The 25,088-nt window shown below is 46.9% G+C and carries 25 protein-coding genes and 1 CRISPR repeat array; of the genes, 19 read left to right on the top strand and 6 right to left on the bottom strand.

Translation table 11 applies throughout. The features are described from left to right. The first annotated feature begins 141 nt into the window (after nucleotides 1-141). Nucleotides 142-1,071: a CRISPR direct-repeat array (repeat unit 28 nt; unit sequence GTTCACTGCCATGTAGGCAGCTTAGAAA). A gap of 162 nt (nucleotides 1,072-1,233) precedes the next feature. Next, the gene (locus ACE3T3_RS03190; RefSeq protein WP_374663994.1) at nucleotides 1,234-2,424 is read left to right on the top strand and encodes a CynX/NimT family MFS transporter; all 1,191 of its coding nucleotides are present in this window, start codon (nucleotides 1,234-1,236) and stop codon (nucleotides 2,422-2,424) included. Nucleotides 2,425-2,446: 22 nt separating this feature from the next. Here the strand turns inward: ACE3T3_RS03190 and ACE3T3_RS03195 are convergent, their stop codons facing one another. Continuing rightward, nucleotides 2,447-2,908, bottom strand: a complete 462-nt coding sequence (locus ACE3T3_RS03195) for a DUF441 domain-containing protein (protein WP_374663996.1) — start codon at nucleotides 2,906-2,908, stop codon at nucleotides 2,447-2,449. A gap of 226 nt (nucleotides 2,909-3,134) precedes the next feature. Here ACE3T3_RS03195 and ACE3T3_RS03200 point away from each other — a divergent pair, with 226 nt between their 5' ends. Continuing rightward, a complete protein-coding gene (locus tag ACE3T3_RS03200; RefSeq protein WP_374663998.1) occupies nucleotides 3,135-3,848 on the top strand; it encodes a pseudouridine synthase in 714 nt (237 codons plus the stop codon). A gap of 172 nt (nucleotides 3,849-4,020) precedes the next feature. On the opposite strand, the gene ACE3T3_RS03205 is transcribed toward ACE3T3_RS03200, so the two are convergent. From ACE3T3_RS03205 to ACE3T3_RS03215, 3 genes are all read right to left on the bottom strand, one after another. Beyond that, nucleotides 4,021-4,464 (bottom strand): GNAT family N-acetyltransferase, encoded by a 444-nt coding sequence (locus ACE3T3_RS03205; protein WP_374664000.1) that lies wholly within the window; start codon nucleotides 4,462-4,464, stop codon nucleotides 4,021-4,023. Between the two features lie 92 nt (nucleotides 4,465-4,556). Continuing rightward, entirely contained in the window at nucleotides 4,557-4,907 is a 351-nt protein-coding gene (locus ACE3T3_RS03210; RefSeq protein ID WP_374664002.1) for a type II toxin-antitoxin system RelB/DinJ family antitoxin, read from the bottom strand. A 111-nt stretch (nucleotides 4,908-5,018) separates the two neighbouring features. Next, nucleotides 5,019-5,936: a pseudouridine synthase gene (locus ACE3T3_RS03215; RefSeq protein ID WP_374664004.1), complete on the bottom strand. Its 918-nt coding sequence runs from the start codon at nucleotides 5,934-5,936 to the stop codon at nucleotides 5,019-5,021. A gap of 137 nt (nucleotides 5,937-6,073) precedes the next feature. Between ACE3T3_RS03215 and tsaE the strand changes: the two genes are divergently transcribed. The 4 genes from tsaE (at nucleotide 6,074) to hfq (ending at nucleotide 10,148) form a co-directional block, all read left to right on the top strand. After that, nucleotides 6,074-6,544: a tRNA (adenosine(37)-N6)-threonylcarbamoyltransferase complex ATPase subunit type 1 TsaE gene (gene tsaE, locus ACE3T3_RS03220; RefSeq protein ID WP_374664006.1), complete on the top strand. Its 471-nt coding sequence runs from the start codon at nucleotides 6,074-6,076 to the stop codon at nucleotides 6,542-6,544. Beyond that, on the top strand, nucleotides 6,541-8,580 hold the full coding sequence (mutL, locus tag ACE3T3_RS03225) for a DNA mismatch repair endonuclease MutL (RefSeq protein WP_374664008.1): 2,040 nt from the start codon (nucleotides 6,541-6,543) through the stop codon (nucleotides 8,578-8,580). The genes tsaE and mutL overlap by 4 nt, the downstream gene beginning before the upstream one ends. Nucleotides 8,581-8,586: 6 nt before the next feature. After that, on the top strand, nucleotides 8,587-9,531 hold the full coding sequence (gene miaA / locus ACE3T3_RS03230) for a tRNA (adenosine(37)-N6)-dimethylallyltransferase MiaA (RefSeq protein ID WP_374664010.1): 945 nt from the start codon (nucleotides 8,587-8,589) through the stop codon (nucleotides 9,529-9,531). Between the two features lie 95 nt (nucleotides 9,532-9,626). Then, nucleotides 9,627-10,148: an RNA chaperone Hfq gene (hfq, locus tag ACE3T3_RS03235; protein WP_374664012.1), complete on the top strand. Its 522-nt coding sequence runs from the start codon at nucleotides 9,627-9,629 to the stop codon at nucleotides 10,146-10,148. 134 nt (nucleotides 10,149-10,282) lie between these two features. Here hfq and ACE3T3_RS03240 read toward each other — a convergent pair whose 3' ends face one another. Both ACE3T3_RS03240 and ACE3T3_RS03245 read right to left on the bottom strand, forming a co-directional pair. After that, nucleotides 10,283-11,596 carry a peptidylprolyl isomerase gene (locus ACE3T3_RS03240; protein WP_374664014.1) on the bottom strand — a complete coding sequence of 438 codons (1,314 nt, stop codon included), beginning with the start codon at nucleotides 11,594-11,596 and terminating at the stop codon, nucleotides 10,283-10,285. Next, a complete protein-coding gene (locus ACE3T3_RS03245; protein WP_374664016.1) occupies nucleotides 11,596-14,082 on the bottom strand; it encodes an LPS-assembly protein LptD in 2,487 nt (828 codons plus the stop codon). The genes ACE3T3_RS03240 and ACE3T3_RS03245 overlap by 1 nt, the downstream gene beginning before the upstream one ends. A 120-nt stretch (nucleotides 14,083-14,202) precedes the next feature. Between ACE3T3_RS03245 and ACE3T3_RS03250 the strand changes: the two genes are divergently transcribed. From ACE3T3_RS03250 to ACE3T3_RS03310, 13 genes are all read left to right on the top strand, one after another. Further along, nucleotides 14,203-15,216 carry an aminoglycoside phosphotransferase family protein gene (locus ACE3T3_RS03250; RefSeq protein WP_374664018.1) on the top strand — a complete coding sequence of 338 codons (1,014 nt, stop codon included), beginning with the start codon at nucleotides 14,203-14,205 and terminating at the stop codon, nucleotides 15,214-15,216. Further along, nucleotides 15,216-15,905 (top strand): N-acetylmuramate alpha-1-phosphate uridylyltransferase MurU, encoded by a 690-nt coding sequence (gene murU / locus ACE3T3_RS03255; RefSeq protein WP_374664020.1) that lies wholly within the window; start codon nucleotides 15,216-15,218, stop codon nucleotides 15,903-15,905. The genes ACE3T3_RS03250 and murU overlap by 1 nt, the downstream gene beginning before the upstream one ends. An 84-nt stretch (nucleotides 15,906-15,989) precedes the next feature. Beyond that, complete coding sequence (gene rsmG, locus ACE3T3_RS03260) at nucleotides 15,990-16,622, top strand: 16S rRNA (guanine(527)-N(7))-methyltransferase RsmG (protein WP_374664022.1); 633 nt, start codon at nucleotides 15,990-15,992, stop codon at nucleotides 16,620-16,622. Nucleotides 16,623-16,647: 25 nt separating this feature from the next. Next, nucleotides 16,648-17,430 carry a ParA family protein gene (locus ACE3T3_RS03265; protein WP_374664024.1) on the top strand — a complete coding sequence of 261 codons (783 nt, stop codon included), beginning with the start codon at nucleotides 16,648-16,650 and terminating at the stop codon, nucleotides 17,428-17,430. After that, nucleotides 17,427-18,314 carry a ParB/RepB/Spo0J family partition protein gene (locus tag ACE3T3_RS03270; RefSeq protein WP_374664026.1) on the top strand — a complete coding sequence of 296 codons (888 nt, stop codon included), beginning with the start codon at nucleotides 17,427-17,429 and terminating at the stop codon, nucleotides 18,312-18,314. The genes ACE3T3_RS03265 and ACE3T3_RS03270 overlap by 4 nt, the downstream gene beginning before the upstream one ends. Before the next feature lie 31 nt (nucleotides 18,315-18,345). Then, nucleotides 18,346-18,987 carry a MotA/TolQ/ExbB proton channel family protein gene (locus ACE3T3_RS03275; RefSeq protein ID WP_374664028.1) on the top strand — a complete coding sequence of 214 codons (642 nt, stop codon included), beginning with the start codon at nucleotides 18,346-18,348 and terminating at the stop codon, nucleotides 18,985-18,987. 9 nt (nucleotides 18,988-18,996) lie between these two features. After that, nucleotides 18,997-19,419: an ExbD/TolR family protein gene (locus ACE3T3_RS03280; protein ID WP_374664030.1), complete on the top strand. Its 423-nt coding sequence runs from the start codon at nucleotides 18,997-18,999 to the stop codon at nucleotides 19,417-19,419. Next, nucleotides 19,419-21,146, top strand: a complete 1,728-nt coding sequence (gene msbA / locus ACE3T3_RS03285) for a lipid A export permease/ATP-binding protein MsbA (protein ID WP_374664032.1) — start codon at nucleotides 19,419-19,421, stop codon at nucleotides 21,144-21,146. The genes ACE3T3_RS03280 and msbA overlap by 1 nt, the downstream gene beginning before the upstream one ends. After that, entirely contained in the window at nucleotides 21,147-22,163 is a 1,017-nt protein-coding gene (gene lpxK, locus ACE3T3_RS03290) for a tetraacyldisaccharide 4'-kinase (RefSeq protein ID WP_374664034.1), read from the top strand. Then, nucleotides 22,163-22,924: a 3-deoxy-manno-octulosonate cytidylyltransferase gene (gene kdsB / locus ACE3T3_RS03295; protein ID WP_374664036.1), complete on the top strand. Its 762-nt coding sequence runs from the start codon at nucleotides 22,163-22,165 to the stop codon at nucleotides 22,922-22,924. Before lpxK ends, kdsB begins: the two co-directional genes overlap by 1 nt. Nucleotides 22,925-22,939: 15 nt before the next feature. Further along, nucleotides 22,940-23,923, top strand: coding sequence for a DNA polymerase III subunit delta' (locus ACE3T3_RS03300; RefSeq protein ID WP_374664038.1), 984 nt, complete (start codon nucleotides 22,940-22,942; stop codon nucleotides 23,921-23,923). Nucleotides 23,924-23,935: 12 nt separating this feature from the next. After that, a complete protein-coding gene (locus tag ACE3T3_RS03305; protein ID WP_374664040.1) occupies nucleotides 23,936-24,277 on the top strand; it encodes a PilZ domain-containing protein in 342 nt (113 codons plus the stop codon). Between the two features lie 31 nt (nucleotides 24,278-24,308). Beyond that, complete coding sequence (locus ACE3T3_RS03310; protein WP_374664042.1) at nucleotides 24,309-25,082, top strand: TatD family hydrolase; 774 nt, start codon at nucleotides 24,309-24,311, stop codon at nucleotides 25,080-25,082. Nucleotides 25,083-25,088 lie beyond the last annotated feature (6 nt).

Below are 25,088 nucleotides of genomic sequence, written 5' to 3' on the forward strand. Positions count from 1 at the left end.
GAATATATTGAGATGTTCTACAATTCAAAACGCAGACATGGTTTCAATGGTCAGCGTTCTCCATTAGATTATGAAAAGGCCCATCAAAAGATGGTTATGTGTGTCTAGAATTTTGGTGGCTATTCAGTATTCCGTTTTGTCGTTCACTGCCATGTAGGCAGCTTAGAAAATCAGCCAGGATACACCTGCTATGAGTTTGCTTGTTCACTGCCATGTAGGCAGCTTAGAAATTCTAGCTCTTGAACAATGACATTATTGCCAAGTTCACTGCCATGTAGGCAGCTTAGAAAATATCGTCATCACGCGGTTTTGCAGTGACTTCGTTCACTGCCATGTAGGCAGCTTAGAAATACCCCCACCAAAGCCGCCAAATCGCCCACTAGTTCACTGCCATGTAGGCAGCTTAGAAAAACCATGCTTGGCAAAGAAGCTTTACCAAATTGTTCACTGCCATGTAGGCAGCTTAGAAAGGTCGAACATACGATTGAGCTTTCAGGAATTTGTTCACTGCCATGTAGGCAGCTTAGAAAAGCAGGGAAGAAAACAAAAAGCTATGTTAGATGTTCACTGCCATGTAGGCAGCTTAGAAAATCCGGCGAAATACGTCTTGTTTTAAAAGAAAGTTCACTGCCATGTAGGCAGCTTAGAAAAATGATGCTGACGTCAGGATCAAAGACTGAAAGTTCACTGCCATGTAGGCAGCTTAGAAATGTTAAAAATCCTTTTGTCACACGCTCAATGTGTTCACTGCCATGTAGGCTGCTTAGAAAGCATTCACCGGATTCACAAAACAATTATTTTCGTTCACTGCCATGTAGGCAGCTTAGAAAATAGCGATTTTTTTCCATGGATAGCGTTTGACAGTTCACTGCCATGTAGGCAGCTTAGAAAAAATGCAGATAATCATTAATGTTTACATCAACGTTCACTGCCATGTAGGCAGCTTAGAAAAATATCATTGGTTTAAATATGCCCGGCGTTTTGTTCACTGCCATGTAGGCAGCTTAGAAAGCAATATGGTTTTGAATGTCGGTTACATGGTTGTCCACCGCCATACAGGCAGCCTAAAACATCTATTTTCTAAATAAAAAGAATGTGAACCAGCTTATCTGCCTAAAACCAATCAATAGTTTTAAGACAAAATAAATTTCATCTTATTGGAAATATTTCTAAATAATTCAAGTAATAATTGCTAAGCTTTGGGTTGTTATTTATTTAAGATATGAATTTGTCATGCCCAAAGCACAATGGATGTCAAAAGATTTATGGATTATTGGGGCAGGCTTCGCCGCTGCGATGCATATCGGAAAATTGCCAGCGGCTATACCTGTACTGCAGGCAGAATTAGGCATTTCCTTTGTCCAGTCGGGCTTGCTGCTGTCATTGGTGCAAGGCGCAGGCATGTGTTTCGCCATGCTGCTGGGCAGTTATGTCGAAAAAATCGGATTAAAAAAATGCATCCTGATTGGTTTGATGCTATTAACATTCGCAAGTACATGGGCTGCATATCAGCATAGCCTAACAATACTGTTCAGCATGCGTGTACTTGAGGGTTTTGGATTTTTATTGGTCACGCTCAGCGCGCCAGCACTGATCCGGCAGCTGGTTCCGGCCGAAAACCTTTCCGCCAAAATGGGGCTTTGGACGGCCTATATGGGCGGTGGAATGGGGCTGGCATTATTAACCGCTCCCATGATCATGCAGCATTTTAATTGGCAAACGGTATGGATGACTTTTGCATCTGTCACAGCAGCTTTCTTTATTGCCATTTTGCTGGCGGTTCCGCAGCCCAAAAAATCGATGCAGCCTGTACAGGTTAAATCACTGATAGCAATGACTTTATCGCATGCGCCTGCTTGGCTGCTGGCGCTTATTTTTGGCACCTATGCAGGGCAGTGGTTTGCATTGGTGGGCTTTTTACCGAGTATTTACGAGCAAAGCCATATTGCGCCGACCATGGCAGGCATCTTTACCGCCAGTGTTTCTATTGCTAATGCTTTCGGCACTTTCGCCTGCGGACTGCTGCTGCAGCGCGGTTTTAAAGCTAAAACTTTAGTCCAAACAGGTTTTGCTGTGCTGCTCTTCTGCGCGCTGAGTTTTTATATGTTTAAAGCGCATTTGCCGTTCATTGCGCAATTTGCCTTGGTATTTAATTTTTCCTTATGGGGCGGATTGGTTGCTGCCAACGTTTTTGCTCAGGCCTTTTATGCTGCGCCAAATCCAGCCGCTATCAGCACGACTATCGGCTTAATTTTACAAATTTCTGCAATTTCACAATTTGTCATACCGCCGTGCATCGCATGGCTGGTTACTGCCTCCGGCAGCTGGTCAGCAGCGGGGATTACCATGGCTGTTTTATCAGCAGCAGGCATCATACTCAGTGCGAAATTATTTTCAGGAGCTGCAATGGAAAGACGCAGTTAAGCCGTTAAATAGGATGATGATGCTATTGTCCAATTCCAATCAATAGCGACAAAATCCCCGCCGCAATTAAAGGCCCCACAGGCACGCCGCGCAGCACGGCTACACCAGCGACTGTGCCAATCAGCAGTCCAGCGACAATATCCGGCTGATTCGACATCAATTTGACGCCGCGGCCGCCCAGCCAAGCCACAAGCAGGCCAATGGCAATAGCCAGCAACGATTTCCAGCTCATAAATGATTTTAAAATCGCTTCACCCGGAATTTTGCCGCTGGCAATCGGCGTCAGCACACCAATGGTTAAAATAATGATCCCAATATTTAAGCCATGCTGCTGCAAAAATGGGAAAAACTCACTTAACGGCGTAATCCTGAAAACAATCAAAACTCCCGCCGCAATGGTGACAGCAGTATTGTGGCTGAATACGCCGCAGGCCAATAAAATAAGTAAAACTATCAGATTTAAATCTAGGCTGGAGAGAGTCATCAGAAAAATTAAGGCTTTGCATCTTTTGATCAAGTATAGCTGAATTTTCCACGGTCTGCGGGCGCATGGGCTCTATGTACATAAAGGGGCCATGCATGCCAATCAGCCTGCGGGATGGAAACCTGATGCTGTGCGGTGCAGCAATTTAAGCGCTTTAAGATTGGGTTTCACAGCGCCATCCTTTAGAATACGCATGGTTTTCGTAATTAATTTGAGATGTGCTGAAATGTTGTTGGAAAAAATGCTGCAATCGCAAGGCTTTGGTTCACGCAAGTACTGCCAGCAGCTGATTAAAAATGGCGCAGTGCAAATCAATGGCGAAATCATTGATAACTTAAAATACAAAGCAGATCTGCACGGGCTGGAATTCCGCGTTTATGGTGAAGATTATCTTTACCGTGAAAAAGTCTATATTGCGCTGAATAAGCCGCAAGGCTATGAGTGCTCGCATCAGGCGACGCATCATTTCAGCGTGTTTGAGCTTTTTGATGAGGTATTGATGAACCGCGGACTGCAGTGCGTGGGCCGTTTAGATCAAGATACGACCGGCTTGCTGCTGCTGACGGATGATGGTCAATTTCTGCAGGCGCTGACGCATCCCAAAAAGCACGTCGCCAAAGTGTATCAAATGCATACCGCCGATCCGGTAACGCCAGAACAAGCTGAAAAGCTGGAACAGGGCGTAGAGCTGCGCAATGAGAGCGGTATTTTTGCCGCGACGGATGTGCAGCGTTTGGCAGAGCATCAATTGCAAATGACCGTGCATCAAGGGGTGTATCATCAAGTGAAACGCATGCTGGCTGCGGTTGGCAATAAAGTGGAGCAGCTGCACCGCGCGCAAATCGGCCAGCTGAACTTAACCGATCTGAATGATCTGCAGGAAGGCGAGTGGGTGTATCTATCCGCTGAACAGATTGAGCAGGCAAAAATCAGAGAATAAGGCCTAAGATAGATCAAAAGACTGCTGTTCTGATCGTTTGTGATTTTATGGTCAGCGATTTTTGATGACCAGTAATGATGGCTGGATGAAATTCTTTATCAGGGCTTCCGTGCAAAAACCGGTCATTTTGGGTTTAACTAGCAGTTTTATAAAAGATGGCAGCTGTTCAAAACTATTTTAAGAAATAGTGATAGGTTTGAAATTCATCATCTTTCACAAAGCCCATCTTTTCGTACAGCTGGTGCGACTGATAATTATTTTTTTGCGTATCCAGCGTAATGCGCAGCGCATTTTCATGACGGGCAAAGAGTATTGCGGTATCAATCAGCTGTTTGGCAGAGCCTTGGCGGCGGTAAACCGGCGTGACATAGACATCATCTAAAATATAGTAAGTCGAACAGGCGACCGAAGAGAAGCCTAAATACAGCACGACAAAACCGGTAAAGACATCATCTTTAATATGAATGAAAAAGACACTTTGCTGATTGTCAAAACGCTGTTTTAAAAACCGGTAAGATAAATCCGGATTGGACGATGCGCCATAGAATTGACGGTATTCATCAAAAAGTACGGCGAGCTGGTTCAGATCCTGTTCTGCTGCGCGTCTTACAATCATTATGAACTCCATGCATTTTTTATGTCTTTACATGAAGCATAGCGAAATTTCGAAAGTGGATGATTTTTAAATTGTTTGTAAATGCGACAGTGTTAAGTTTTGTCACTTTCACCCAAAATCGCATTCAGCTCTTCAAACAAGTCGATGTGTTCATCGTCAATCACCAGATCATTTTCAGACATATTGGCCAGTTCTTCAGCGCCGATTAAATCCGGCTGAATGGCTTTGGCATCCTGCTGTTTTAATTTGCGCAGGCGAATCAGCTGCTCTAAATTAATGTTTTGATTTTCAATAGAGAAGGGGATGGATTTGGTCAGCACCACTTGCTTGAAAAAAAGCCGAACAGCCTGTGCAGGTGTAATCCCTAATTGCTTAAATACAGCAAAGGCCTGTTTTTTTTCTTGGGAATCAAGACGGATTTGGTAGACTTCGGTTTTTCTCATAATTTTAGAAAGCTTTAAATTACTTAACTTTTCGCATTTATTCTAATCAAAACTGATCTAATTTCAACAATTAAACGCATAAAAAGCAAATATTCTGTAATGACAAGCGTATTACAGTGTAAGTTCGAGATTTAAATCCTGCTTTGAACTGAATTGCATGGCCTGCAAACTCAGCGGATCTTTAAATTCAATGTGCTTGGCCAGCAGCTGCAAAGGCTGGGAAAAATCATCCTCCGCCTTATGCGCAACTTGAGGGTAGAACGGATCATTTCTGATCGGCAATCCCAACGCATTGAGATGCACCCGCAGCTGATGCTGTTTGCCGGTATGCGGCTTTAACAGGTATTTGGCCCATGCACCATGCTGTGCCAGCAGCTGAATTTCGGTTTCGCTGTTGGGCGCGCCTGCTGTGACCTGCATGGTGTAAAAAGGCTCGCCTTTGTCCATGCGCAAACGCACGGTTTGCGGAAATTCAAGTTCAGGCGCATAAGGCGCAATAGCGTGATAAGCCTTTTGCACTTGGCGTTCGGCAAACATTTGCTGATAGGCGCCGCGGCTTTCTGCGCGCTTGGAAAACAGCACAATCCCTGCCGTTTCACGGTCTAAGCGGTGAATCGGCGTCAGCTGTTCAATGCCGGTTTGATTTTTCAGCCGCACCAGCAAGGTTTCCTGCACATATTGGCCGGTTGGGCTCATGGTGAGAAAGTGCGGTTTATCAATCACCATCAAATCCTCATTTTCAAATAGGATCTGATGCTCAAAAGGCACATGAATTTCATGCTTTAAAAAGCGGTAATAAAAGACATGGCTGTTGGCTTGAAAAGGGCTGTGCGCCTGCAGTTTTAGGCCGTGTGCATCATAAATCAAGCCATCCTGAAAACGCTGCCGCCATTCTGCGGCTTCAATATGCGGAAACTGCGCGCATAAATAATCATAAATGCGGTGGATGGCGTCCGGCGAAGGCTTTAAAAACACTTTGCTGGCGCTGACGCCTTGCAGCATAGGCGGGATAAATTCGGCAGAGCTCATGATCGGCGGCGGTTCACTTTACACAAAGGGCTGAAGCGGCGGACATATAAAAAATACACAATCCAGCGCAGAGAAATAGGCTTTTCAAGCCTTGCGATGCTATCATATTTGCTCTTTAAGTACATGTCGTGAGCAGTATGCAGCATTCATTTAATCTGGCTTTAAATAATGAAGAAGATACACAAAACCTAGCAGAAGTTTTGTCAAAGCATTTTACTGCCGGCGTGATTTATTTAATCGGTGATTTGGGCGCAGGCAAGACCACGCTGACGCGGCACTGGCTGCAGGCCATGGGGCATCAGGGTGCCGTTAAAAGCCCGACCTATACGCTGGTTGAGCCTTATACCGTTCAAGGCAAAGACATTTTTCACTTTGATCTGTACCGCTTAAACGACCCCTATGAATTGGAATTGATGGGCATCCGTGATTATTTGGAAACACCGGATGCGCTGTTTTTATTTGAATGGCCGTCTAAAGGCGCAGATGAAATTCCAGCAGCAGATTTAATTATTAATATCGAAAAATCAGAAGACAATGTGCTTCGTACAGCAATTCTGACGTCATCTTCTGAATCATTGCAGCAGGCTCTAGAGAAACGTTTTGTATGATGAATGATATCAGCGCACGCCGAATCCGCACCCTTGATCCCGCCTTAGCCAACCAGATTGCTGCCGGTGAAGTGATTGAGCGTCCGGCGTCGGTGGTGAAAGAGCTGCTGGAAAATGCAATTGATGCCGGAGCCACCGAGCTGATTGTCCGCGTGGAGCAAGGCGGCAGCACGCTGATCGAAATCATCGACAATGGCCGCGGCATTCATCCTGAAGATTTGCCTTTGGCCGTCATGCGCCATGCCACCAGCAAGATTCAAACCGCTGAAGATTTGCAGGCCATCGTCAGTTTAGGCTTCCGCGGTGAGGCCTTGGCGTCAATTGCTGCTGTTTCGCGGCTGACCCTGACCAGCAGCCAAGATCAGGACGGTGTGGGCTATCAGGTCGAAGTCAATGGCACGGCCTTTGATCATCAGGAAATTCAAGCCGTCGCCGCAGCCAAAGGCACGCAAATCCGCGTGCAGGATTTATTTTTCAATGTGCCTGCGCGCCGGAAATTTTTAAAAAAACCAGGCACCGAATTCGGCCATATCGAAGAGATTGTGCGCCGTTTAGCGTTGACGCATTTTGATATCCGTTTCGTTTTAGAACACAACAGCAGCATTAAATTGAATTTGCCTGTCGCAGACAGCGGCGAGCTGCGTTTTCAGCGCGTGCAGCAATTGCTGGGCCGTGCTTTCACTGAAAATGCCTATTGGATCGATGCCGACAGCGTCAGCATGCGTTTAAGCGGCTGGCTGGGGCATCCATCGGACGCGCGGGCGCAGGCTGATTTGCAGTATGTGTATGTGAATGGCCGCATTGTGAAAGACAAAACTATCTCGCATGCGCTGCGCATGGCCTATGACGGCATTTTGCATGGCCATCAGCATGCGGGCTATCTGCTGTTTTTGGAAGTTGATCCAGAAAATATTGATGTCAATGTGCATCCTACCAAGCATGAAATCCGCTTTTTGAATCAGCGTGAAGTGCATGAGTTTGTGCGCCATTATGCCAAAGCGACCTTATCGCAGTTTCAAACGGCATCCGCAGAACTGTCCTCTGCAATGAAGCAGGATGAGCATGCAGCTGCAGAAGAGGCATATCAGCCGCAGCCGCGCTATCAGGAACAGTTCCAGCTGCATAAGCCTGCACAGGCTGTGCCCGCTGGAGAACATGCTGCATCAGGCGTGACAGACGCTTCATTTGCTTCAGATGGACTCAGTGATTTCAGCTCAGCGCAGCCGCAGTCTGTGTCTTATGTGCCGCCTGCTGCCGCGCAGCATGCCTCATCAAGCTATGCTTCCGGCTATTCATCGCAATATGTCGGTTCACAAAAGCTGAATAATGCTTTGCAAAGCTATTTGGCGCCATTGCGTGATGCTTCTGCAACAAGTGCAGAGGAAGCGGTGGATGGCCAAGCCTTTGCGCATCAATCCTTAGAAAATCATATTGCGCAAAAAGTCGATGAGCATCCTTTAGGGATTGCCATTGCGCAGCTGCATGGCATTTATATTTTGGCGCAAAATACCGAAGGGCTGATTATTGTTGATATGCATGCCGCGCATGAGCGGATTGTGCTGCAGCAAATGAAATTGGCATGGGATAAGCCTGAATTCTGGACCTCACAGCAGCTGCTGATTCCTAAAGTTGTGCCGATCAGCCGCATGCAGGCAGCGCGGATTGATGATTTGAAAGAACAGCTGGAGCGCTTGGGGCTGGACATTGATCAGTATGGCGATGAGCAGGTGATTGTGCGCGGAGTGCCGGCCATTTTGCATAAAGCGGATTTTGATGCGCTGATCCCAGAATTGCTGAATGATTTAGATCCCAATGATCAGGCTCAAGGCTTGCTGCAAAAACGCGATCAAATTTTAGCAGGCATGGCCTGCCATGGTGCGGTGCGCGCGCACCGCATTCTCAGCCTATCAGAAATGAATGCCTTGCTCCGCCAAATGGAGCAAACCGAGTTTGCCAGCCAATGCAATCACGGGCGCCCGACATGGCGCGCATTTCCATTGGCGCAGCTTGATAAATTATTTGCTCGGGGAGAGTAACGCGACATGTCCAACCAACTGCCGGTCATCAATTTAATGGGGCCTACTGCAAGCGGGAAAACCGCATTGGCATGCCAGCTGTATGAACAAGGCAATTTTGAGCTGATTTCCGTCGATTCTGCGCTGGTATTTAAAGATATGGATATCGGCACAGCCAAGCCGACAAAAGAGGAGCAGGCGCGCTATCCGCATCATCTGATCGATATTATCAGCCCTTTGGAAGTGTACTCTGCAGCGCAATTCGTGGAGGATGCCAGCGCATTGATTGACGATACGCATGCGCGCGGCAAAACACCGATTTTAGTCGGCGGCACAATGCTGTATTTCAAGGCGCTGCTGGAAGGGCTGTCGTCTAATTTGCCAAGCGCAGATTATGCAGTGCGGGCCGAGATTGAAGCTAAAGGCGCTGCAGAAGGCTGGGAGGCGGTTTATGCCGAATTGTGCCTCGCCGATCCTTTGGCCGGGCAGAAATTTAAAGTCAGTGATAAGCAGCGGATTATCCGGGCGATGGAGGTGTTTAAGCTGACTGGCGTGCCGATTACGCAATTGCAGGCCGAGCAGCCTAAAAACTTACCATATAAGTACAATTTTCATAATTATGCTTTAATGCCTGATCGATTAGAATTGCACAAACGCATCGAAAAGCGGTTGGAAATTATGTGGGATATCGGATTTTTAAATGAAGTGGAAGGCTTGATGAGAAAATACGATTTAGATGAAAATCTGCCTTCAATGCGTTCAGTTGGATACCGGCAAGCGTTGGAATTTCTAAGGAATAGTGACCAAAGTGGCGAAAAAAGGGCTGAAATGGAAGATAAGGCGCTCTTTGCGACACGACAACTTGCTAAACGTCAATATACTTGGTTAAGATCTTTGCAAGAAAAGCATAAATTTACTACATATTTTACGATTGAGCAGGCACAAGAAGACTTGCGAAACTGCCACGGATAAAGCAAAATTTAGCTACTGCCTTTTTTATAATTTTTAATTGAAAAATAAAGGTAGTTTTTGCGCTGATTTTTAATTTTTTTTTTTGGAGTTATAACATGTCTAAAGGTCAAACTTTACAAGATCCGTTCTTAAATTCTCTCCGTAAAGAACGCATTCCAGTATCTATTTTCCTTGTGAACGGCATTAAATTACAAGGCCATATCGAGTCTTTTGACCAGTATGTGGTTTTATTAAAAAATACTGTAAGCCAAATGGTTTATAAGCACGCGATTTCAACAGTTGTTCCAGCGCGTAATCCGCGTCCTGCTGGCGCTCCAGCTGGTGCACAAGGTGCAGGCGGCTTCGGCGGCGCTCAAGGCCAAGGCGGCTTCGGCGGTCAAGGCGGCTTCGGCGGTCAAGGCAGTGGCTTCGGCGGCCAAGGCGGCTTCGGCGGTCAAGGCGGCGGCTTCGGCGGTCAAGGCGGCTTCGGCGGTCAAGGCGGCGGCTTCGGCGGTCAAGGCGGCTTCGGCGGTCAAGGCGGCGGCTTCGGCGGTCAAGGCGGCTTCGGCGGTCAATCAACTGGTTTCGAAGGTGAAACTAAGTTTGAAGATTCTCAAGATGACGAAAATAATCGTTAATTGAGTGTTAAAAAAAGCCTCTTTGTTAAGAGGCTTTTTTTATGCCTTGGTTTTCGCAGCAAAATCAGGCCGCAACCATGAAGCAAGCATAAAAAAACCAGCCTTTAAGCTGGTTTTTTGTTTTGGAGCGGACCTTAAGACTTATTCTTTTTACGATCTAAGCTTGGGTCTTTAATATCCACAAAGGCATTGTTGCGGATTTCACGCAGCCAGCTGTCCAGCTCAGCATCAAACTGGCGTTCGCCTAACAGCTGGCGCGCCATGCGTTCTTGATATTCTTTGGTCATATCTTGCTGGCGGGTATCTGTAACTTGAAGGATATGCCAGCCGAATTGCGACTGGAATGGTTCGCTGACTTGGCCTTTAGGCGTATTTTTCATGCGCTCTTCAAATTCTGGAACCATGGTGCCGGGAGTAACCCAGCCTAAGCTGCCGCCGTCACGTGCAGAGCCTGGATCGTTAGAATAGGTTGCGGCCAATACCGTGAAGTCTTCGCCCTTTTGCAAGCGGCTGTAGAGGCTGTCAATCATCTGTTTGGCATTTTCAGGGCTGACGACTTCGGATGGCTGAATTAAAATATGGCGGGTCTGGTATTGCGGCACAATGGCTTTTTGTTCGCCGCCTTTGCGTTCCACCAGTTTTAAAACATGGATGCCGTCACGTACAGGAATCAGTTCAGTGGTTTGACCTTCCTGCAGCGGGCTTACGCGAGCAGCAAGCTCAGCAGGGATATCTGACAAGCTGCGGAAGCCCATGTCTGCACCTTCAACTTTGACTGTTGAAGTAGAGAGTTTTTTGCTGATTGCGGCAACATCGTTGCTGTTGGCCAGCTCAGCTTTCACTTCTTTGGCAATTTTTTTCGCTTCAGCGTCATCGCCTGAAATGCGGACGTGCAGCACATGCGCTTGGTTGCCCATTGCGGCTTGGCCTTGCGGCGAGTTTAGGAAGTTTTTCACATCGGCATCGCTGATGTGAATGCGCGAAGTGACAATTTGCTGACGCAGGCGGTTGATCGCTAAATCTTCAGCAATGCGGCCGCGCAAAGATGCATACGTATTCGGCGCGATTTTGTCCAGTTTTTGCTGGAACGCTTCGAGGCTTGGTGAACCAGAGTCTCGCGCTACTTTCAATACAGCTTCGTTTAAGCTTTTTTCATCTGGCTTAATATTGTAGCGTTTGACTTGCTCAAGCTGCGCCTGACGGACAATCAACTGCTCTAAAGCCTGCTGCTGCAAATACTGTTCAGGAGGAACAGTTTTCTTTTGCGCTTCCAGCTGATGTTTTACTTCGGCAATGCTTTGCTCTAAATCACTGCGCAGAATTACGCTATTGTCCACAACAGCAACAACTTCATCTTTAGGCTGAGCAGCAAAGGTCGGTACGGATGCAGAAAGGCAAATAGCAAGTGCTGTCGCTTTAAAAACGCGTTTTAACTGTAGTGTCTTCATTAACGTTCTGTCCAATTTTGATTGATATTATTAAAGCCTAAAACACGGGTTTCTAATAAGGAAGAAAGTTTATTGTTGAAACCACCTAAGCCCTTCAGGGTAAATTCGGCCATGATGGCGCGTTTTGCTTTTACGCTGTCATCATTGACGTTGTCTAAATCGTTGTAATAAGAGCGTCCGTATACAGAAACGCCCCAGCAGCATGATTCATAGTTCACGCCCAGCAGATATTCACGGGCAACGCTGTTGTCCACGTCATATTGCGCATGGCCGACCAGGCGCCAGTTGTTGTGTACTGGCTGAATGAAAGAGGCCACAACTTGGTCATAGCTATCTTGGCGGTTTGGTAAATAGCGGCGGTTAAAATAGCCGACGTTGTATAGATTGCCTTGATCACCGGTGTAATACAGCTGCACGTCACGCTGTACGTTATCGCCATTTGACATCCATGCGCCATTTGCGCTGACACGGAAGCGTTCAGACAGCTGGCTGGACAGGTTTACGACGGGGCCTGTATGGCGCTCACGGTCAAACTCATCCGCAGTGTTGTTGAGGGTGACGCGGCGGTCTTCAAAATAGTAGCTTTGGCCTACGCTGGCGCGCAAACGCTCTAAACCGATTTCATCAAACAGGCTGTAGCTTAAGCCTAAAGATGCGAAGTTATTGTCTTCTAAGCGGTCATGTCCATAGAAGCGGTATGGGCTGAACAGTTGATCATAGCTGATGGATGCGCTTGTTGAATCAAAGTTTGGATGGCCGTTCTGGTCCCGGTAAGGCGCATAAGCATAAAATGCGCGCGGTGTCAGGGTTTGCAGGTATTTGCCTTGCTTTTCAAAAATCAGGCCGGCATCCAAGGTGAACTGCGGCACGATAATGGATTTGGTTTCATTTGAAGATGTGGAATCCGTATTTGTCGCGCCATTGTTTTGATAAAACTGCACGGTGTCTGTATCAAAGAATGTGTTGACGTTGCGCACGGAAACTTGCGGAACCACAAATGACCACGGATTGCGGTAGTTATAGCGGACGCTGAAATCGTTGTAAATGCGTGTGCCGCTTGGTTCAAAAGTACGGTTTTGATTGTTTGCGTAGGCGCTGAAATCACTGATGTCTTTTTTGAAGTATGCAATATCGTGATTGAATTCGTATTGCAGGCCCAGCGGGTTGCCGTGTTTATAATTCAGCAAGAACTGCGGCAAGCGCGCGTAAGGGCGGTCTTCGTCAGAAACGGTTTTATCCAGCGTCTGGAAGTCTTCAACTTTCAGCTGCGCTTTTAAGCCAGGAATGCCGTTTTTATAATTCAGTTCCAGAGCGCGGCGCAGGTTTAAGTCGGTTTTAGAGTTTGGATTATTGTTTAAGTCGGTAAAGTAGTCTTTGTCCGAAGCATAGTTGAAATCCAAATTGGTGCTGAACTGATCATTCAGATCCCATTTGTGCAAAACATGCAAATCTTTACGGTCTTGCTTGTCATATTTTTTATCTGAAGGCAGATATCCGCCCCAGACCATGCCTTTGCCGAAGTTTTCCGTCAGGAAGCGGAATTCGCCTTCCAGCATTGGGCCGCGGTCGCCAATGAAGCGCGGCGTAATGGTTGCATCATAATTTGGCGCAAGGTTTAAATAAACCGGAACACCCAGCTCGATGCCGCCGTCATTGGTGAAGCCAAAGCTTGGCGTCAGAATCCCTGTGGTGCGGCGGTCATCAATCGGGAAGTTGAAGTATGGAACCGCCATGACAGGCACATCTTTCACATACAGTTTGGTGCCGGTTGTTTCACCGCGGCCAGTTTCCTGATTCAGCTTGATTTTATCGGCTTGAATTTTCCATGCGGCCTTTTCGCCAGGAGGGCAAGTGCTGTAAGTGGCATTTTCCAGTTCAACCGTCTGATCTGAGGTGCGTGAAATTTTTTCGGCGCTGCCGTGAGCATGAGACTGTTCAGCAATATAAAGACTGTTGCTGAGGTCGCCTTGCTGCGTCTTTAAATTGTAATTAATGGAATCACTTTGTGACAGCAAGCCAGCCTGCGCCATTTGCACATGGCCTGAAGCATTCGCATACGTTTGGGTTTTATCAATTTTAATTTGGTCTGCGCGGATTTGACGGCCTTGCTGATCAATGATGACATTGCCTTCAAGAATGGAGTCGCCATTTGGGTCGAAATGGCCGTAATCTGCTGTTACCGTAGAGGTCGCCTGATCAGCTGGAACAGGTTTGACATCTGGAGAAACCGGGGTAATCCAAGCGCCTTGGCAATATGCTGAACTGAGCTTATGGCCAGCGCGCTGCTGCGCTTCTGGCGCTGACTTGTCGACATAGTATTGCTCAAAGAAATTTTGCCCAGGATAGGCTTCAGAAACCGTCTGTTTTAATTGTTCTGAGTCATTTTGCGCAGAAACTGGCGATGCCGCATAGCTTGATACTGAGCTGCCGCAAAGAAGGGTTAAGATCGCAGTCGCTAAAGGATTAAATTTAAACTGATGCTTCATTTGTCTCATTAACCAAGAATGCTTTATCGCAATTAATTATTGTCGCATCATAGAGAAAAAGTTGATAAGTAGCTACACTTAGCACTTTAAAAACTCAGCCTGTATTAGAATTTATCGCAAATGAATACACAACGTGAACAATCGATACAATCATGGATTGCGTCTGTACTTGGTTCAGATCAATTTGAAACTCATTTTTTAGCAGGCGATGCAAGCTTCCGTCGTTATGCACGAATCAAATTGAATAATAAAACATTTATGCTCATGGATGCACCTCCAGAAAAAGAAGATTGTGTGCCTTTTGTGACGATTGACGAATTTTTTGATGCCAACGGCGTGCGCGTGCCGCATATCGTGGCCAAAGACCTCGATCAAGGCTTTCTTTTGCTGGAAGATTTTGGTGATGTTTTACTCTCCACGCTGTTAACTGATGAAACAGTAGACAGTCATTATGCGCAAAGTTTTGCGCAATTGATTCAATTGCAGTCAATTGATGGCGTGAATCATTTTCCTGAATATTCCTATGAAAAGCTGCTGTCCGAAATGGCGCTGCTGACCGATTGGCTGCTTCCATCTTTGAAGATTGAGCCGACAGCAGATGAAAGCGCGTTAATTAAGCGCACTTTTGCCATCTTAGCCAATGCCGCTTTAGCGCAGCCGCAAGTAATCGTGCACCGTGACTTCCATAGCCGCAATTTGATGGTGCTGGCGGAAGAAAAAGAGCAGGGCGTGATTGATTTTCAGGATGCCGTGATTGGCGCAGATACTTACGATCTGATATCCATTACCCGTGATGCCTATGTGCAGTGGAATCCTGAGCGTGTTTATAGCTGGTTCCAGACTTTCTATGACCTGCTGCCAGCTGCTGCCAAAGAAGGCCGTGATTTTGAGCAGTTCAAAAAAGATGCCGACTTTATGGCGATTCAGCGCCACATTAAAATTCTCGGCATTTTTGTGCGTCTGTTTGAACGTGACGGCAAGTCAGGCTACTTAAAGGATTTGCCGCGTGTGATGTGGTATTTGCTGGAAGAAAGCAAGCCGTATGCAGAACTACAACCGTTTATGCAGTTTATTCAAGCTAAAGTATTGCCAAAATTTGAAGCCAAATATGGCGCCTATGAGGTTGCAGCATAATGAAAGCGATGATTTTAGCGGCGGGATTGGGCAATCGCATGCGTCCGCTAACATTGTATAAGCCGAAACCCTTGCTTGAAGTCGGCGGCAAGCCGCTGATTGTTTGGCATATCGAAAAGCTAAAAGACATTGGTGTCACTGAAATCATCATCAATTCGGCTTGGCTGGCGGATGTGCTGATTGGCGCATTGGGCGATGGTTCGCAGTTTGGGGTGAATATCCGCTGGACACGCGAAGAAGAAGGCCTGGAAACAGCCGGCGGCATTATTAATGCTTTGCCGCTGCTGGGTGCGGAACCTTTTATTTTAGTCAATGGCGATGTGTGGACGACTTTTGATTTTGCATCGCTGCTGGATGTTCAGCTGTCGAATGATCTGGCGCACTTGGTATTTGTGACCAATCCGCCGCAGCATCAAAAAGGTGATTTTACCTTGGCAAAAGGGCGCGCCTATACCTTTGATCAGGCGCATGATGGCGAAGCGCTGACTTATAGCGGTGTCGCGGTCCTGCATCCCAAAATGTTTGATGGACTGGAACAGGGCAAGCGTCCATTGGCGCCATTACTCAAAGAAGCCATGCTGAACGGAAAAATTTCGGCAGAAAAAATGCAGGCAGCTTGGGTAGATGTTGGCACTCCTGAGCGATTAAGCGCACTGGATCTCCAGATTCGTGAGGGGATGTACGCTTAAGTGCATATTCGCTAAACACATCCTGCTGTGACAGGCAGGATAAATCGGTATACTTCCATCTAACTTTTTCGAGACGTTATTGTAATGCACACGTTTTTTAAAGAACTTAAGCAGGGCAGTCAGGCGCTGGGTCTAGACCTGAGCGATGAGGCATTGAATTTATTGCTCAAGTATCAGGATGCACTGGTGCTGTGGAATAAAGCCTATAATTTGACGGCCATCCGCGATCCGAAAGAAATGCTGGTGAAGCATCTTTTGGACAGCTTAAGTATTTTAAAAGATTTGCCGCAAGGCCGTCTTTTGGATATAGGTACAGGCGGCGGCATGCCGGGGATGATCATTGCTTTATGCCAGCCGGAGCGCGAGTGCGTTTTGCTGGATTCAAACGGCAAGAAAATCCGATTTTTGAAGCAGTTTATTGCTGATCTAAAACTAAAAAATGTGATTGCTGTCCAAACACGTGTCGAAAATGAAGACAGCATTAATGAGCTGGGCAAATTTGATGTCATCACCAGCCGCGCTTTTGCATCTTTAACCGACTTTATCAATGCATCGATTCCATTCATGCATGAGCAAAGCATCATCGCTTCCATGAAAGGGCTGATTCCAAGTGATGAAGTTGAAGCGTTTAAAGATCAGTTCAGCTGCGATATTATCGAGCTGAATGTGCCGCGCCTGGATGAGCAGCGTCATTTGCTTTTGTTGAAACGTATTTAATTATTTCTAAGGACTGGGGTTTACCATGGCACAGATTATTGCGATTGCGAACCAAAAAGGTGGTGTCGGTAAAACTACAACCGCAGTAAATTTAGCTGCATCTCTGGCTGTGCTGAAAAAACGCGTATTGCTGGTGGATATGGATTCGCAAGGCAATGCGACAATGGGTTCAGGCATTCAGAAAAATGAATTGCTGTATTCCATTACCGATGTGCTGCTGGGCGAGATGCCGATTGAAACAGCGATTATCCGTGCCGAAGTCGGCTATAAAGTGCTGGGCGCAAACCGTGATTTGGCCGGTGTGGAGCTGGCGATTGCTGAGCAGGACGGCCGTGAGTTTATCCTGCGTGATGCCTTGCAGCAAATTGAAGATAAATTTGACTACATTATTGTGGACTGCGCGCCGAGCCTGAGCTTGATTACAGTAAATGCTTTGGCTGCGGTGGATGGCGTTTTGATTCCAATGCAGTGTGAATACTATGCCTTGGAAGGCTTGGCGGATTTAACCCAAACCATCGACCGCATTCAGCAGGCGCTGAACCCTGAATTGCAGGTGATCGGTGTGCTGCGCACCATGTTTGATGGCCGGAATGCCTTGACGCGGGATGTATCTGCAGAGCTGGAACAGTATTTCGGCAAAAAACTGTATGAAACTGTGATTCCGCGCAACGTGCGCCTTGCAGAAGCGCCGGCGCATGGCCTGCCAGTCATTTATTTTGAAAAAAGTTCTAAAGGTGCAGTTGCGTATCTGAATTTAGCAGCTGAGATGTTGAAAAAAAGCAAAGTAAAGAAAGGAAGTAAAGCATGACCACAAAAAAACGCGGATTAGCAAAAGGCCGTGGTTTGGATGCCTTACTTGGTTCCATCCAAAAAGAAAAATTACAATTGGAAGCGCAGGCTTTGGATCATGGTCAGCTGAAGCAAATAGATGTGCATTTATTGCAGCGCGGCGAATATCAGCCGCGCCGTTTTATCAATGAGCAGGACTTGCAGGAGCTTGCTGCATCCATTGAAAAACATGGTGTGATGCAGCCAATTGTGATACGTCCAATTGATGATGATAAACATCCCTACGAAATTATTGCAGGTGAACGCCGCTGGCGTGCTGCGCAATTGGCTGGACTCACAGAAGTTCCAGCGATTGTACGTGACTTAAGTGATCAGGTTGCAATTGCCTTAGCATTGATTGAAAACATTCAGCGTCAGGACTTAAACCCAATTGACCAAGCGATGGCGTTACAGCGTTTTCATGAAGAATTTGGCTTGAGCCATCAGGAAATAGCTGACACTGTCGGTAAGGCGCGTACAACGGTCAGTAACTTATTGCGTTTATTGAGCTTGGAAGCAGAAGTGAAGGATTTCATGCAGCAGGGCCTTCTCGATATGGGGCATGCGCGCGCAATTCTGACGCTGAAAGCCAAAGACCAAATGAAAGTTGCAGAAACGGTGATTGAAAAGAGCCTTTCTGTGCGTCAAACCGAACAGCTGGTTCGAGATTTAAGCACACCGAAACAAGCAAAAGAAAAGCAGGCGGTGGCTTCAGATATTCAGCAGCTTTCACAGCGCCTGTCAGACCGATTCGGCGCTGAGGTTAAAATAGATCACAACAAGCAAGGCAAAGGCAAGCTGGTGATTAATTACCATTCGCTGGAAGAGCTGGATGGTATTTTAAATATTTGTTTAGCTGATTAATTTTATAATTCGATTTATTGGGGAAAATCAAATGTGGGAATTAGTCAAAGCCGGCGGGTGGCTCATGCTGCCGCTGGTTTTATGTTCAATCTTTACCATTGCCATTTCTATTGAGCGTTTTATCCGCTTAAAAAAAACCATGGTATTGCCAAAAGCGCTGCTGATAAGCCAAGAGCAAACCGCAGAGCAGGCCGTTCAAGCCTTGACGCAGGACCAAAATTTGCAGCGCAGTACGCTGGGCCGTATTTTTGCCGCAGGTTTCCGCAATAAAAATAAAACGGAAAAGTTTGCGCTGGCGCAAATGGAGGTGGCAGCATCGCAGGAAATTGGCTATTTGGAAAAAAATATCAATTTTCTGGGCACGCTCAGTGCGGTTGCGCCGCTCTTGGGGCTGCTGGGGACGGTCATCGGCATTATCGAATCATTTTTGATGATTGATATCGGCACCAACAGTGATCCAGTATTGATGATGCCGGGTATTTCCAAGGCATTGATTACGACTGCTGCCGGCATGTTTATTGCCATTCCTGCACTGTTTGCGCACCGCTATTTCCAGCGTCTGGTGCAAGAATATATTGCAGAGCTTGAACAGCAGGCTACACTGTTTCATGCATCGCTTTTTTATCAAAACAAATCTGATGAAGCAGCACAAGATTTGCAAAAAGCAAGCTGAGGCGGCCGAATGAAATTTAAGCGCAGGCAAGTTGAAGACATACATATTAACTTAACGCCAATGATTGACTGCTTATTGTTTATCTTGGTTTTTTTACTGCTTTCAACAACGTTCAATCAAATGAGCCGGATGAACTTGACCCTGCCGGATGCGCAGGGCGTTCCGCCTAAGCAGTTTGATCAAAAGATAGAAGTTGTTGTAGATTCATCTGGGCATTATTCTGTGAATGGCCAATCGCTTTCAAGCAAGGAAGCCGCAGATTTAAATACGGCAATTAAACAGATTGCCAATGATCGCCGTGATTTAATGTTTATTATTGCAGCCGATGCAAAAGCAGCTCATCAGGATGTGATCCGCGTGATGGATGTTGCCGGCCAATTAGGCTTTGTGAATGTGAATATCAGTACGAAAGTACCGTCTCGAGGTTATTAGTGAAGCACGATGTAAAAGTTTATCTGCGCCTGTTAAGTTATTTAAAGCCTTTTTGGGGGTTGGCGATTTTTGTCGTGATTGGCTTTGCCATCAACGCGGCAACAGAAGTTTCTGTCGCTAAATTGCTCGAAAAGATCATTAATGCAATTCAGAACCGCGATCAGGGTTTTACATCGTTATTTCCAGTTTTAGTCATTCTCTTAATGTTCTTCCGCGGCCTAGGCACCTTTATTGGCGGCTACTATACAGCGGTGATTTCAAGAAATTTGATTTTCAATATCCGTCAGGAAGTGTTCGTAAAACTCATGCGTTTGCCGTCACAGTACTATCTGGATAATTCCAGCGGCCATATTACTGCAAAGATTATGTACAACGTAGAACAGCTGACAGCAGCCTCTACGGAGTCATTGCGCACGATTTTACAGCAGGGCCTCATTACTATTGGCCTCATTGGCTATCTGATTTACAGCAATTGGCGTTTAACCGCGATTATCCTGATTTTTGCACCATTAATTGGCTTATTGATCCGCAAAGCATCCAAGCGCATGCGCAAGCTGTCCAGTCAAGTTCAGGACACCATGGGGGATGTGAACCATGTGGTGCAGGAAACAGTAAACGGCAATGTGGTGGTGAAAGGGTTTTCTGGACAGGACTATGAGCAAAAGCGCTTTTATGAAAGCTCCATGGAAAACCTGCGCCGCGGCATGAAGATGGTGGTGGTGCAGCAGCTGAACAGTCCAGTTGTGCAGCTGATCATGTCTATTCCTTTGGCCATTGTGATGTATATCGCGCTGCGTCCGGAAATTATGCAGGATACGTCAGCGGGCCAATTTGTGGCTTATATTACCGCTGCGGGCATGCTGAGCAAACCGATTAAAGCGCTGACTGATGTGAACGAAAAAATTCAGCGCGGCATGGCGGCAGCGCATTCAGTCTTTGAATTGCTGGATATGCCGGAAGAAGACAATAGCGGAACCTTAACTCCGGTCTTGAAAGGCAATATCGAATTTAAAGATGTCAATCTGGTGTATTCGGATGGCTATCATGCGCTGCATGATTTTAACCTTTCGGTGAAAGCCGGTGAAACGGTGGCTTTGGTTGGGCGCTCCGGTGCCGGCAAGACCTCTTTGGTGAATTTGCTGCTGCGCTATCAAGAAACCAGTTCAGGCCAATTGTCATTGGATGGGCTGGATATTCATGAGATTGAGCTGAACAGCTTGCGCAGTCAGATTTCGATGGTGAATCAGCAGGTGGTGCTGTTTAACCGCACTGTGCGTGAAAATATTGCGTATGGCCAGCTGGAAAACGCCACGGATGAACAGATTGTTGCGGCGGCCAAAGCGGCTTATGCGCACGACTTTATCATGCTTTTGCCGCAGGGCTATGATACGCCATTGGGCGCGCAGGGCTTGAATTTATCCGGCGGCCAGCGCCAGCGGATTGCCATTGCGCGTGCGATTTTGAAAGATGCGCCGATCCTGATTTTAGATGAAGCGACCAGCGCGCTGGACAATGAGTCTGAATATTATATCCAGCAAGCTTTCGATGCGGCGATGCGCGACCGGACTACTGTTGTGATCGCGCACCGTCTGTCAACGATTGAAAATGCCGACCGCATTGTGGTGATGGATAAAGGCAGAATTATTGAGCAAGGCTCTCATGCAGAGCTGATTGAAAAGCGCGGCGCATACTATCAGCTGCATCAGCGCAATTTCGAGGAACAGTAAATGTCTGCAGCGCAATTAATTCAGGATGCTTGGAACAGCCAGGCGAAGTGGCTAATTGTGCTCCGGCCTTTGTCTTGGCTGTATCGCGGCGGTTTTTTGCTGAATAAAGGGCTGTATAAAGCCGGTTTAAAGCAAAGCTATAAAGCGCCGGTGCCAGTCATGGTGATTGGCAACATTACTGTCGGCGGCAGCGGCAAAACACCGCTGCTGATTCATTTGGTGAAATACCTGCAAAAGAAAAATGTGCGTGTTGGCGTAATCAGCCGCGGCTATGGCGGCAAAGGGCCTTTTTCAGCCTATGTTGGGCTGGATGTTGATGCAGAAATGGCAGGTGATGAGCCGGCGCTGATTGTGCAGTCCACAGGTGTCCCGATGGCGGTTGGGCCAAACCGGCAAAAAAGCATTGAGCTGCTGCTGTCCAAGCATGCTTTAGATTTAATTATTTGTGATGACGGCTTGCAGCACTGGGCGCTTGAACGTCAAATCGAATGGATTGTGTTGGATAACAACCGCGGGCTGGGCAATGAAAAGATGCTGCCGGAAGGTTTTCTGCGTGAACCGAAAAGCCGTTTGCAGGGTGCTACCGTTATAGAGCATGCAGCGCAGCCGAAACTGCCGATGAATATGCATTTGGCGCAAGCTGCGCCTTATCTGCTGAATGAAGGCATGCAGAAAACCTTTGATGCACATGCTGATTTTTATGCGGTTGCAGGGATTGGCTTTCCGCAGCGCTTTTATAACACGCTGGAAAGCATGGGCGTGCATCAATTCCAATGTCATGAATTTCCAGATCATCACGAATACGAAATTGAAGATTTGCAGTTTGAAGACGGCAATCCCATTATTACCACAGAAAAAGATGCGGTGAAAATTTTGCCGCTGCTCCGGCGGAATCCAGATTTTCAGCGGGAAATTTGGGTGGTGCCGGTTGATGCTGTGCTGTCGCCAGCATGCTATGAAATATTGCATCAGCAGCTGAAACAGCTGGGCATCCTACTAGATGAAGGCTTAAATTGATGAAACATATTGTTATTCCTGCACGTTTTTCCAGTTCGCGTTTGCCGGGCAAGCCTTTGCTGGAGATTCACGGCCGTCCAATGATTTTACGGGTTGCCGATCAGGCCAAAAAAGTTGCCGGTTTTGATGACTTGTGCGTAGCAACAGATGATGAGCGCATTGCTGACGTCTGCCGTGCAGAAGGTGTGGACGTTGTATTGACCTCTGCTGAACACCCGTCCGGCACCGACCGCTTAAGTGAAGTTGCCCGCATTAAAGGCTGGGATGCAGACGATATTATTGTCAATGTGCAGGGCGATGAACCGTTGCTGCCTGCGCTTTTGGTGAAACAGGTTGCGCAGCTGCTGGAAGATCAGCCTGCTTCATCCATGTCTACGCTCTGTGAACCGATTCATCACTTGGAAGAGTTTCAGCGTGACAGCATTGTTAAAGTGGTGATGTCTAAGCACAATCAGGCGCTGTATTTTAGCCGTGCAACCATTCCTTATGACCGTGATGGCGCTAAGCAGGCAGAGCAGAAGCTGCATGAGCACGCATACCGTCATTTGGGGCTGTACGCCTACCGCGTGAAGCTGCTGCAGGAATATGTGACATGGGACATGGGGCTGCTGGAAAAATTGGAAAGTTTGGAACAGCTGCGGGTGCTGGAAAATGGGCACCGCATTGCCATTACTGTTGCCGAGGCGAATTTGCCGCCGGGTGTGGATACTCAGGCTGATTTAGACCGTTTGAATCAAATGGATGTTTCCTGCTTCGAATAAAGGACAGCATTGTTCATGTCAAAAGAAATCAAGGCGCAGGTTTATCCTTGGCAGCAGGGTGTCTGGGATACGCTGACAGGCCGTTTTCCTCAATTGGGCCACGGTTTGCTGTTCTATGGAAAAAAGGGCTGCGGCAAGCATGCTTTTGCGCAAAATTTTTTGGCATGGGTGCTGTGTCAGAACAGGCATGAAAAAAATCAGCCCTGCGGTGTCTGCGGCAGCTGCCAATGGCTGAAGTCGGATACGCATCCGAACTATGTGCACATCAGTACCGATGACGACAATAAAAAGCAAAATGCCAAAATTAAAATTGAAAAAATCCGCGACCTGCTGCCGTTTGTGCAGCAGACGGTAGACGGCTGGCGTGTTGTGGTGATTGAGCCGGCGGAAGCGCTGAATATTGCATCAGCGAATGCGCTGCTGAAAACCTTAGAAGAGCCTGGTGAGCGGATTATCATTATCCTGCTGGCCGATCATTATCTCAAGCTCCCGGCAACCATCCGCAGCCGATTGCAGCATTTTGCCTTAGACCGCATCAGCGCCAGTCAGGCGGAAGCGTATTTACATGAACATCTGCCTGACAGTGATTTGCAGATGCATCAGCTGCTGATGAACTTATCCAATCATATGCCGCTGCAAGCGGTGGAATTGGCGCAAAAAGAATGGCTGAACTCGCGTCAGGATTTTGTCCATGACTGGATGAAACTGGTCAAGCAAAAAAATATGCCGATGGCAATTGCGACCAAGTGGAATAAAGCGCTGAGTTTTAGTGATTTCAGTCAAATGTTTGAATACTTGTTGTCTGATTTAATTTGTGTCAAGCTGAATCAAAGCATTAAAAATATTGATTTGAGTTTTAATGATCTGCCGGATCAATATGATTTAGAATCCTTATTTAGCATTTATGCAGAGCTGCAGCAATCCAAAAAGTTTATCGAACAAAACGTACAAACAAACCTAGTGCTGGATCAGCTGTGCATTAAATTAATGAATATTTAAAAGGGGAACACCATGCAGCCACGTATGGGCGGGATTATTCAAGCCAACATTCCAGATGTAGACACATTATTTGCCAGCTATATGCCTTATGTTGTTGGCGGCGGGCTGTTTGTTTCATCGAAGCAGGCCGTGAAAATGGGTGAAGAGGTATTTGTTTTGGCGACTTTGCCGGAACAGTCGCAGAAAGTTCCATTGACCGGCAAAGTGATTTGGATTTCTCAAAAGCAGAATGGCATTAAGCCGCAAGGCTTCGGCATTCAGCTGGCTGGAGAAAAAGGCGTTTATTTCAAATCTGAAGCAGAACGCATACTCGCAGGACTTAAAACTGAAGGCCGCAGAAGTTACACTATGTAGAGTTACACCTTACTCATCATAGGTACTTATTGTGTTTACCGATACTCATTGTCATTTAACCATGCTTGATCTTGCGCCTTATGGCGGAGATTTGGATCAGGCGCTGGCGCAGGCTCGAGAAGCCGGGGTATCCCGCTTCATGAGCATTTCTGTGGATTTGGATGATCATATCGCTTTGGCGGAAATTGCGGCGCGTCATGCCGATGTCGGCTATTCGGTGGGCGTGCATCCTTGTGAAGACCCTGCGACTATGGCGCGGGCAACCGAAGATTATCTGGTTGAATTGGCGCAGCCTGAAAAAGTCTGGGCGCTGGGCGAAACCGGCTTGGATTATTTTCACAGCACAGACTATATTCAAGAACAGAAAGACTGCTTTGCCCGCCATATTCATGCATCGCAAATCGTGAAGAAGCCGGTGGTGGTGCATACCCGCGCAGCCAAGCATGATACGGTTGATATTATCCGCGCGGAAAAATCAACGCACGGCATTTTGCACTGTTTTACTGAAGATTGGGAAACGGCAAAAGCGGTGCTGGATTGCGGCTATTACATTTCTTTTTCTGGCATTGTGTCATTTAAAAATGCGCAGGATTTGCGCGATGTAGCTAAGCAGGTGCCGCTGGATCGGGTGCTGATTGAAACGGACAGCCCTTATTTGGCGCCCATGCCTTATAGAGGAAAGTCTAATGAACCAAAATATGTTCCCTATGTAGCCAAAGCCTTAAGTGACGTATATGATAAGTCACTGGAAGAGATGGCTTTGATTACAAAGCAAAACTTTGAAAACCTTCTCAATTTGAAGTAATGATTT

The organism is Acinetobacter sp. (assembly GCF_041919735.1).
GTDB lineage: Bacteria > Pseudomonadota > Gammaproteobacteria > Pseudomonadales > Moraxellaceae > Acinetobacter.

Bases quoted from the DNA above. Each gene is read 5' to 3' on its own strand.
- kdsB (WP_374664036.1), top strand. From the start codon at position 22,163: ATGAAACATATTGTTATTCCTGCACGTTTTTCCAGTTCGCGTTTGCCG.
- ACE3T3_RS03195 (WP_374663996.1), bottom strand. From the start codon at position 2,908: ATGACTCTCTCCAGCCTAGATTTAAATCTGATAGTTTTACTTATTTTA.
- ACE3T3_RS03200 (WP_374663998.1), top strand. From the start codon at position 3,135: ATGTTGTTGGAAAAAATGCTGCAATCGCAAGGCTTTGGTTCACGCAAG.
- ACE3T3_RS03245 (WP_374664016.1), bottom strand. From the start codon at position 14,082: ATGAAGCATCAGTTTAAATTTAATCCTTTAGCGACTGCGATCTTAACC.
- miaA (WP_374664010.1), top strand. From the start codon at position 8,587: ATGTCCAACCAACTGCCGGTCATCAATTTAATGGGGCCTACTGCAAGC.
- ACE3T3_RS03265 (WP_374664024.1), top strand. From the start codon at position 16,648: ATGGCACAGATTATTGCGATTGCGAACCAAAAAGGTGGTGTCGGTAAA.
- ACE3T3_RS03205 (WP_374664000.1), bottom strand. From the start codon at position 4,464: ATGATTGTAAGACGCGCAGCAGAACAGGATCTGAACCAGCTCGCCGTA.
- murU (WP_374664020.1), top strand. From the start codon at position 15,216: ATGAAAGCGATGATTTTAGCGGCGGGATTGGGCAATCGCATGCGTCCG.
- ACE3T3_RS03280 (WP_374664030.1), top strand. From the start codon at position 18,997: ATGAAATTTAAGCGCAGGCAAGTTGAAGACATACATATTAACTTAACG.
- ACE3T3_RS03250 (WP_374664018.1), top strand. From the start codon at position 14,203: ATGAATACACAACGTGAACAATCGATACAATCATGGATTGCGTCTGTA.
- hfq (WP_374664012.1), top strand. From the start codon at position 9,627: ATGTCTAAAGGTCAAACTTTACAAGATCCGTTCTTAAATTCTCTCCGT.
- ACE3T3_RS03275 (WP_374664028.1), top strand. From the start codon at position 18,346: ATGTGGGAATTAGTCAAAGCCGGCGGGTGGCTCATGCTGCCGCTGGTT.
- tsaE (WP_374664006.1), top strand. From the start codon at position 6,074: ATGCAGCATTCATTTAATCTGGCTTTAAATAATGAAGAAGATACACAA.
- ACE3T3_RS03300 (WP_374664038.1), top strand. From the start codon at position 22,940: ATGTCAAAAGAAATCAAGGCGCAGGTTTATCCTTGGCAGCAGGGTGTC.
- ACE3T3_RS03240 (WP_374664014.1), bottom strand. From the start codon at position 11,596: ATGAAGACACTACAGTTAAAACGCGTTTTTAAAGCGACAGCACTTGCT.
- rsmG (WP_374664022.1), top strand. From the start codon at position 15,990: ATGCACACGTTTTTTAAAGAACTTAAGCAGGGCAGTCAGGCGCTGGGT.
- ACE3T3_RS03270 (WP_374664026.1), top strand. From the start codon at position 17,427: ATGACCACAAAAAAACGCGGATTAGCAAAAGGCCGTGGTTTGGATGCC.
- mutL (WP_374664008.1), top strand. From the start codon at position 6,541: ATGATGAATGATATCAGCGCACGCCGAATCCGCACCCTTGATCCCGCC.
- ACE3T3_RS03210 (WP_374664002.1), bottom strand. From the start codon at position 4,907: ATGAGAAAAACCGAAGTCTACCAAATCCGTCTTGATTCCCAAGAAAAA.
- ACE3T3_RS03215 (WP_374664004.1), bottom strand. From the start codon at position 5,936: ATGAGCTCTGCCGAATTTATCCCGCCTATGCTGCAAGGCGTCAGCGCC.
- lpxK (WP_374664034.1), top strand. From the start codon at position 21,147: ATGTCTGCAGCGCAATTAATTCAGGATGCTTGGAACAGCCAGGCGAAG.
- ACE3T3_RS03305 (WP_374664040.1), top strand. From the start codon at position 23,936: ATGCAGCCACGTATGGGCGGGATTATTCAAGCCAACATTCCAGATGTA.
- ACE3T3_RS03190 (WP_374663994.1), top strand. From the start codon at position 1,234: ATGCCCAAAGCACAATGGATGTCAAAAGATTTATGGATTATTGGGGCA.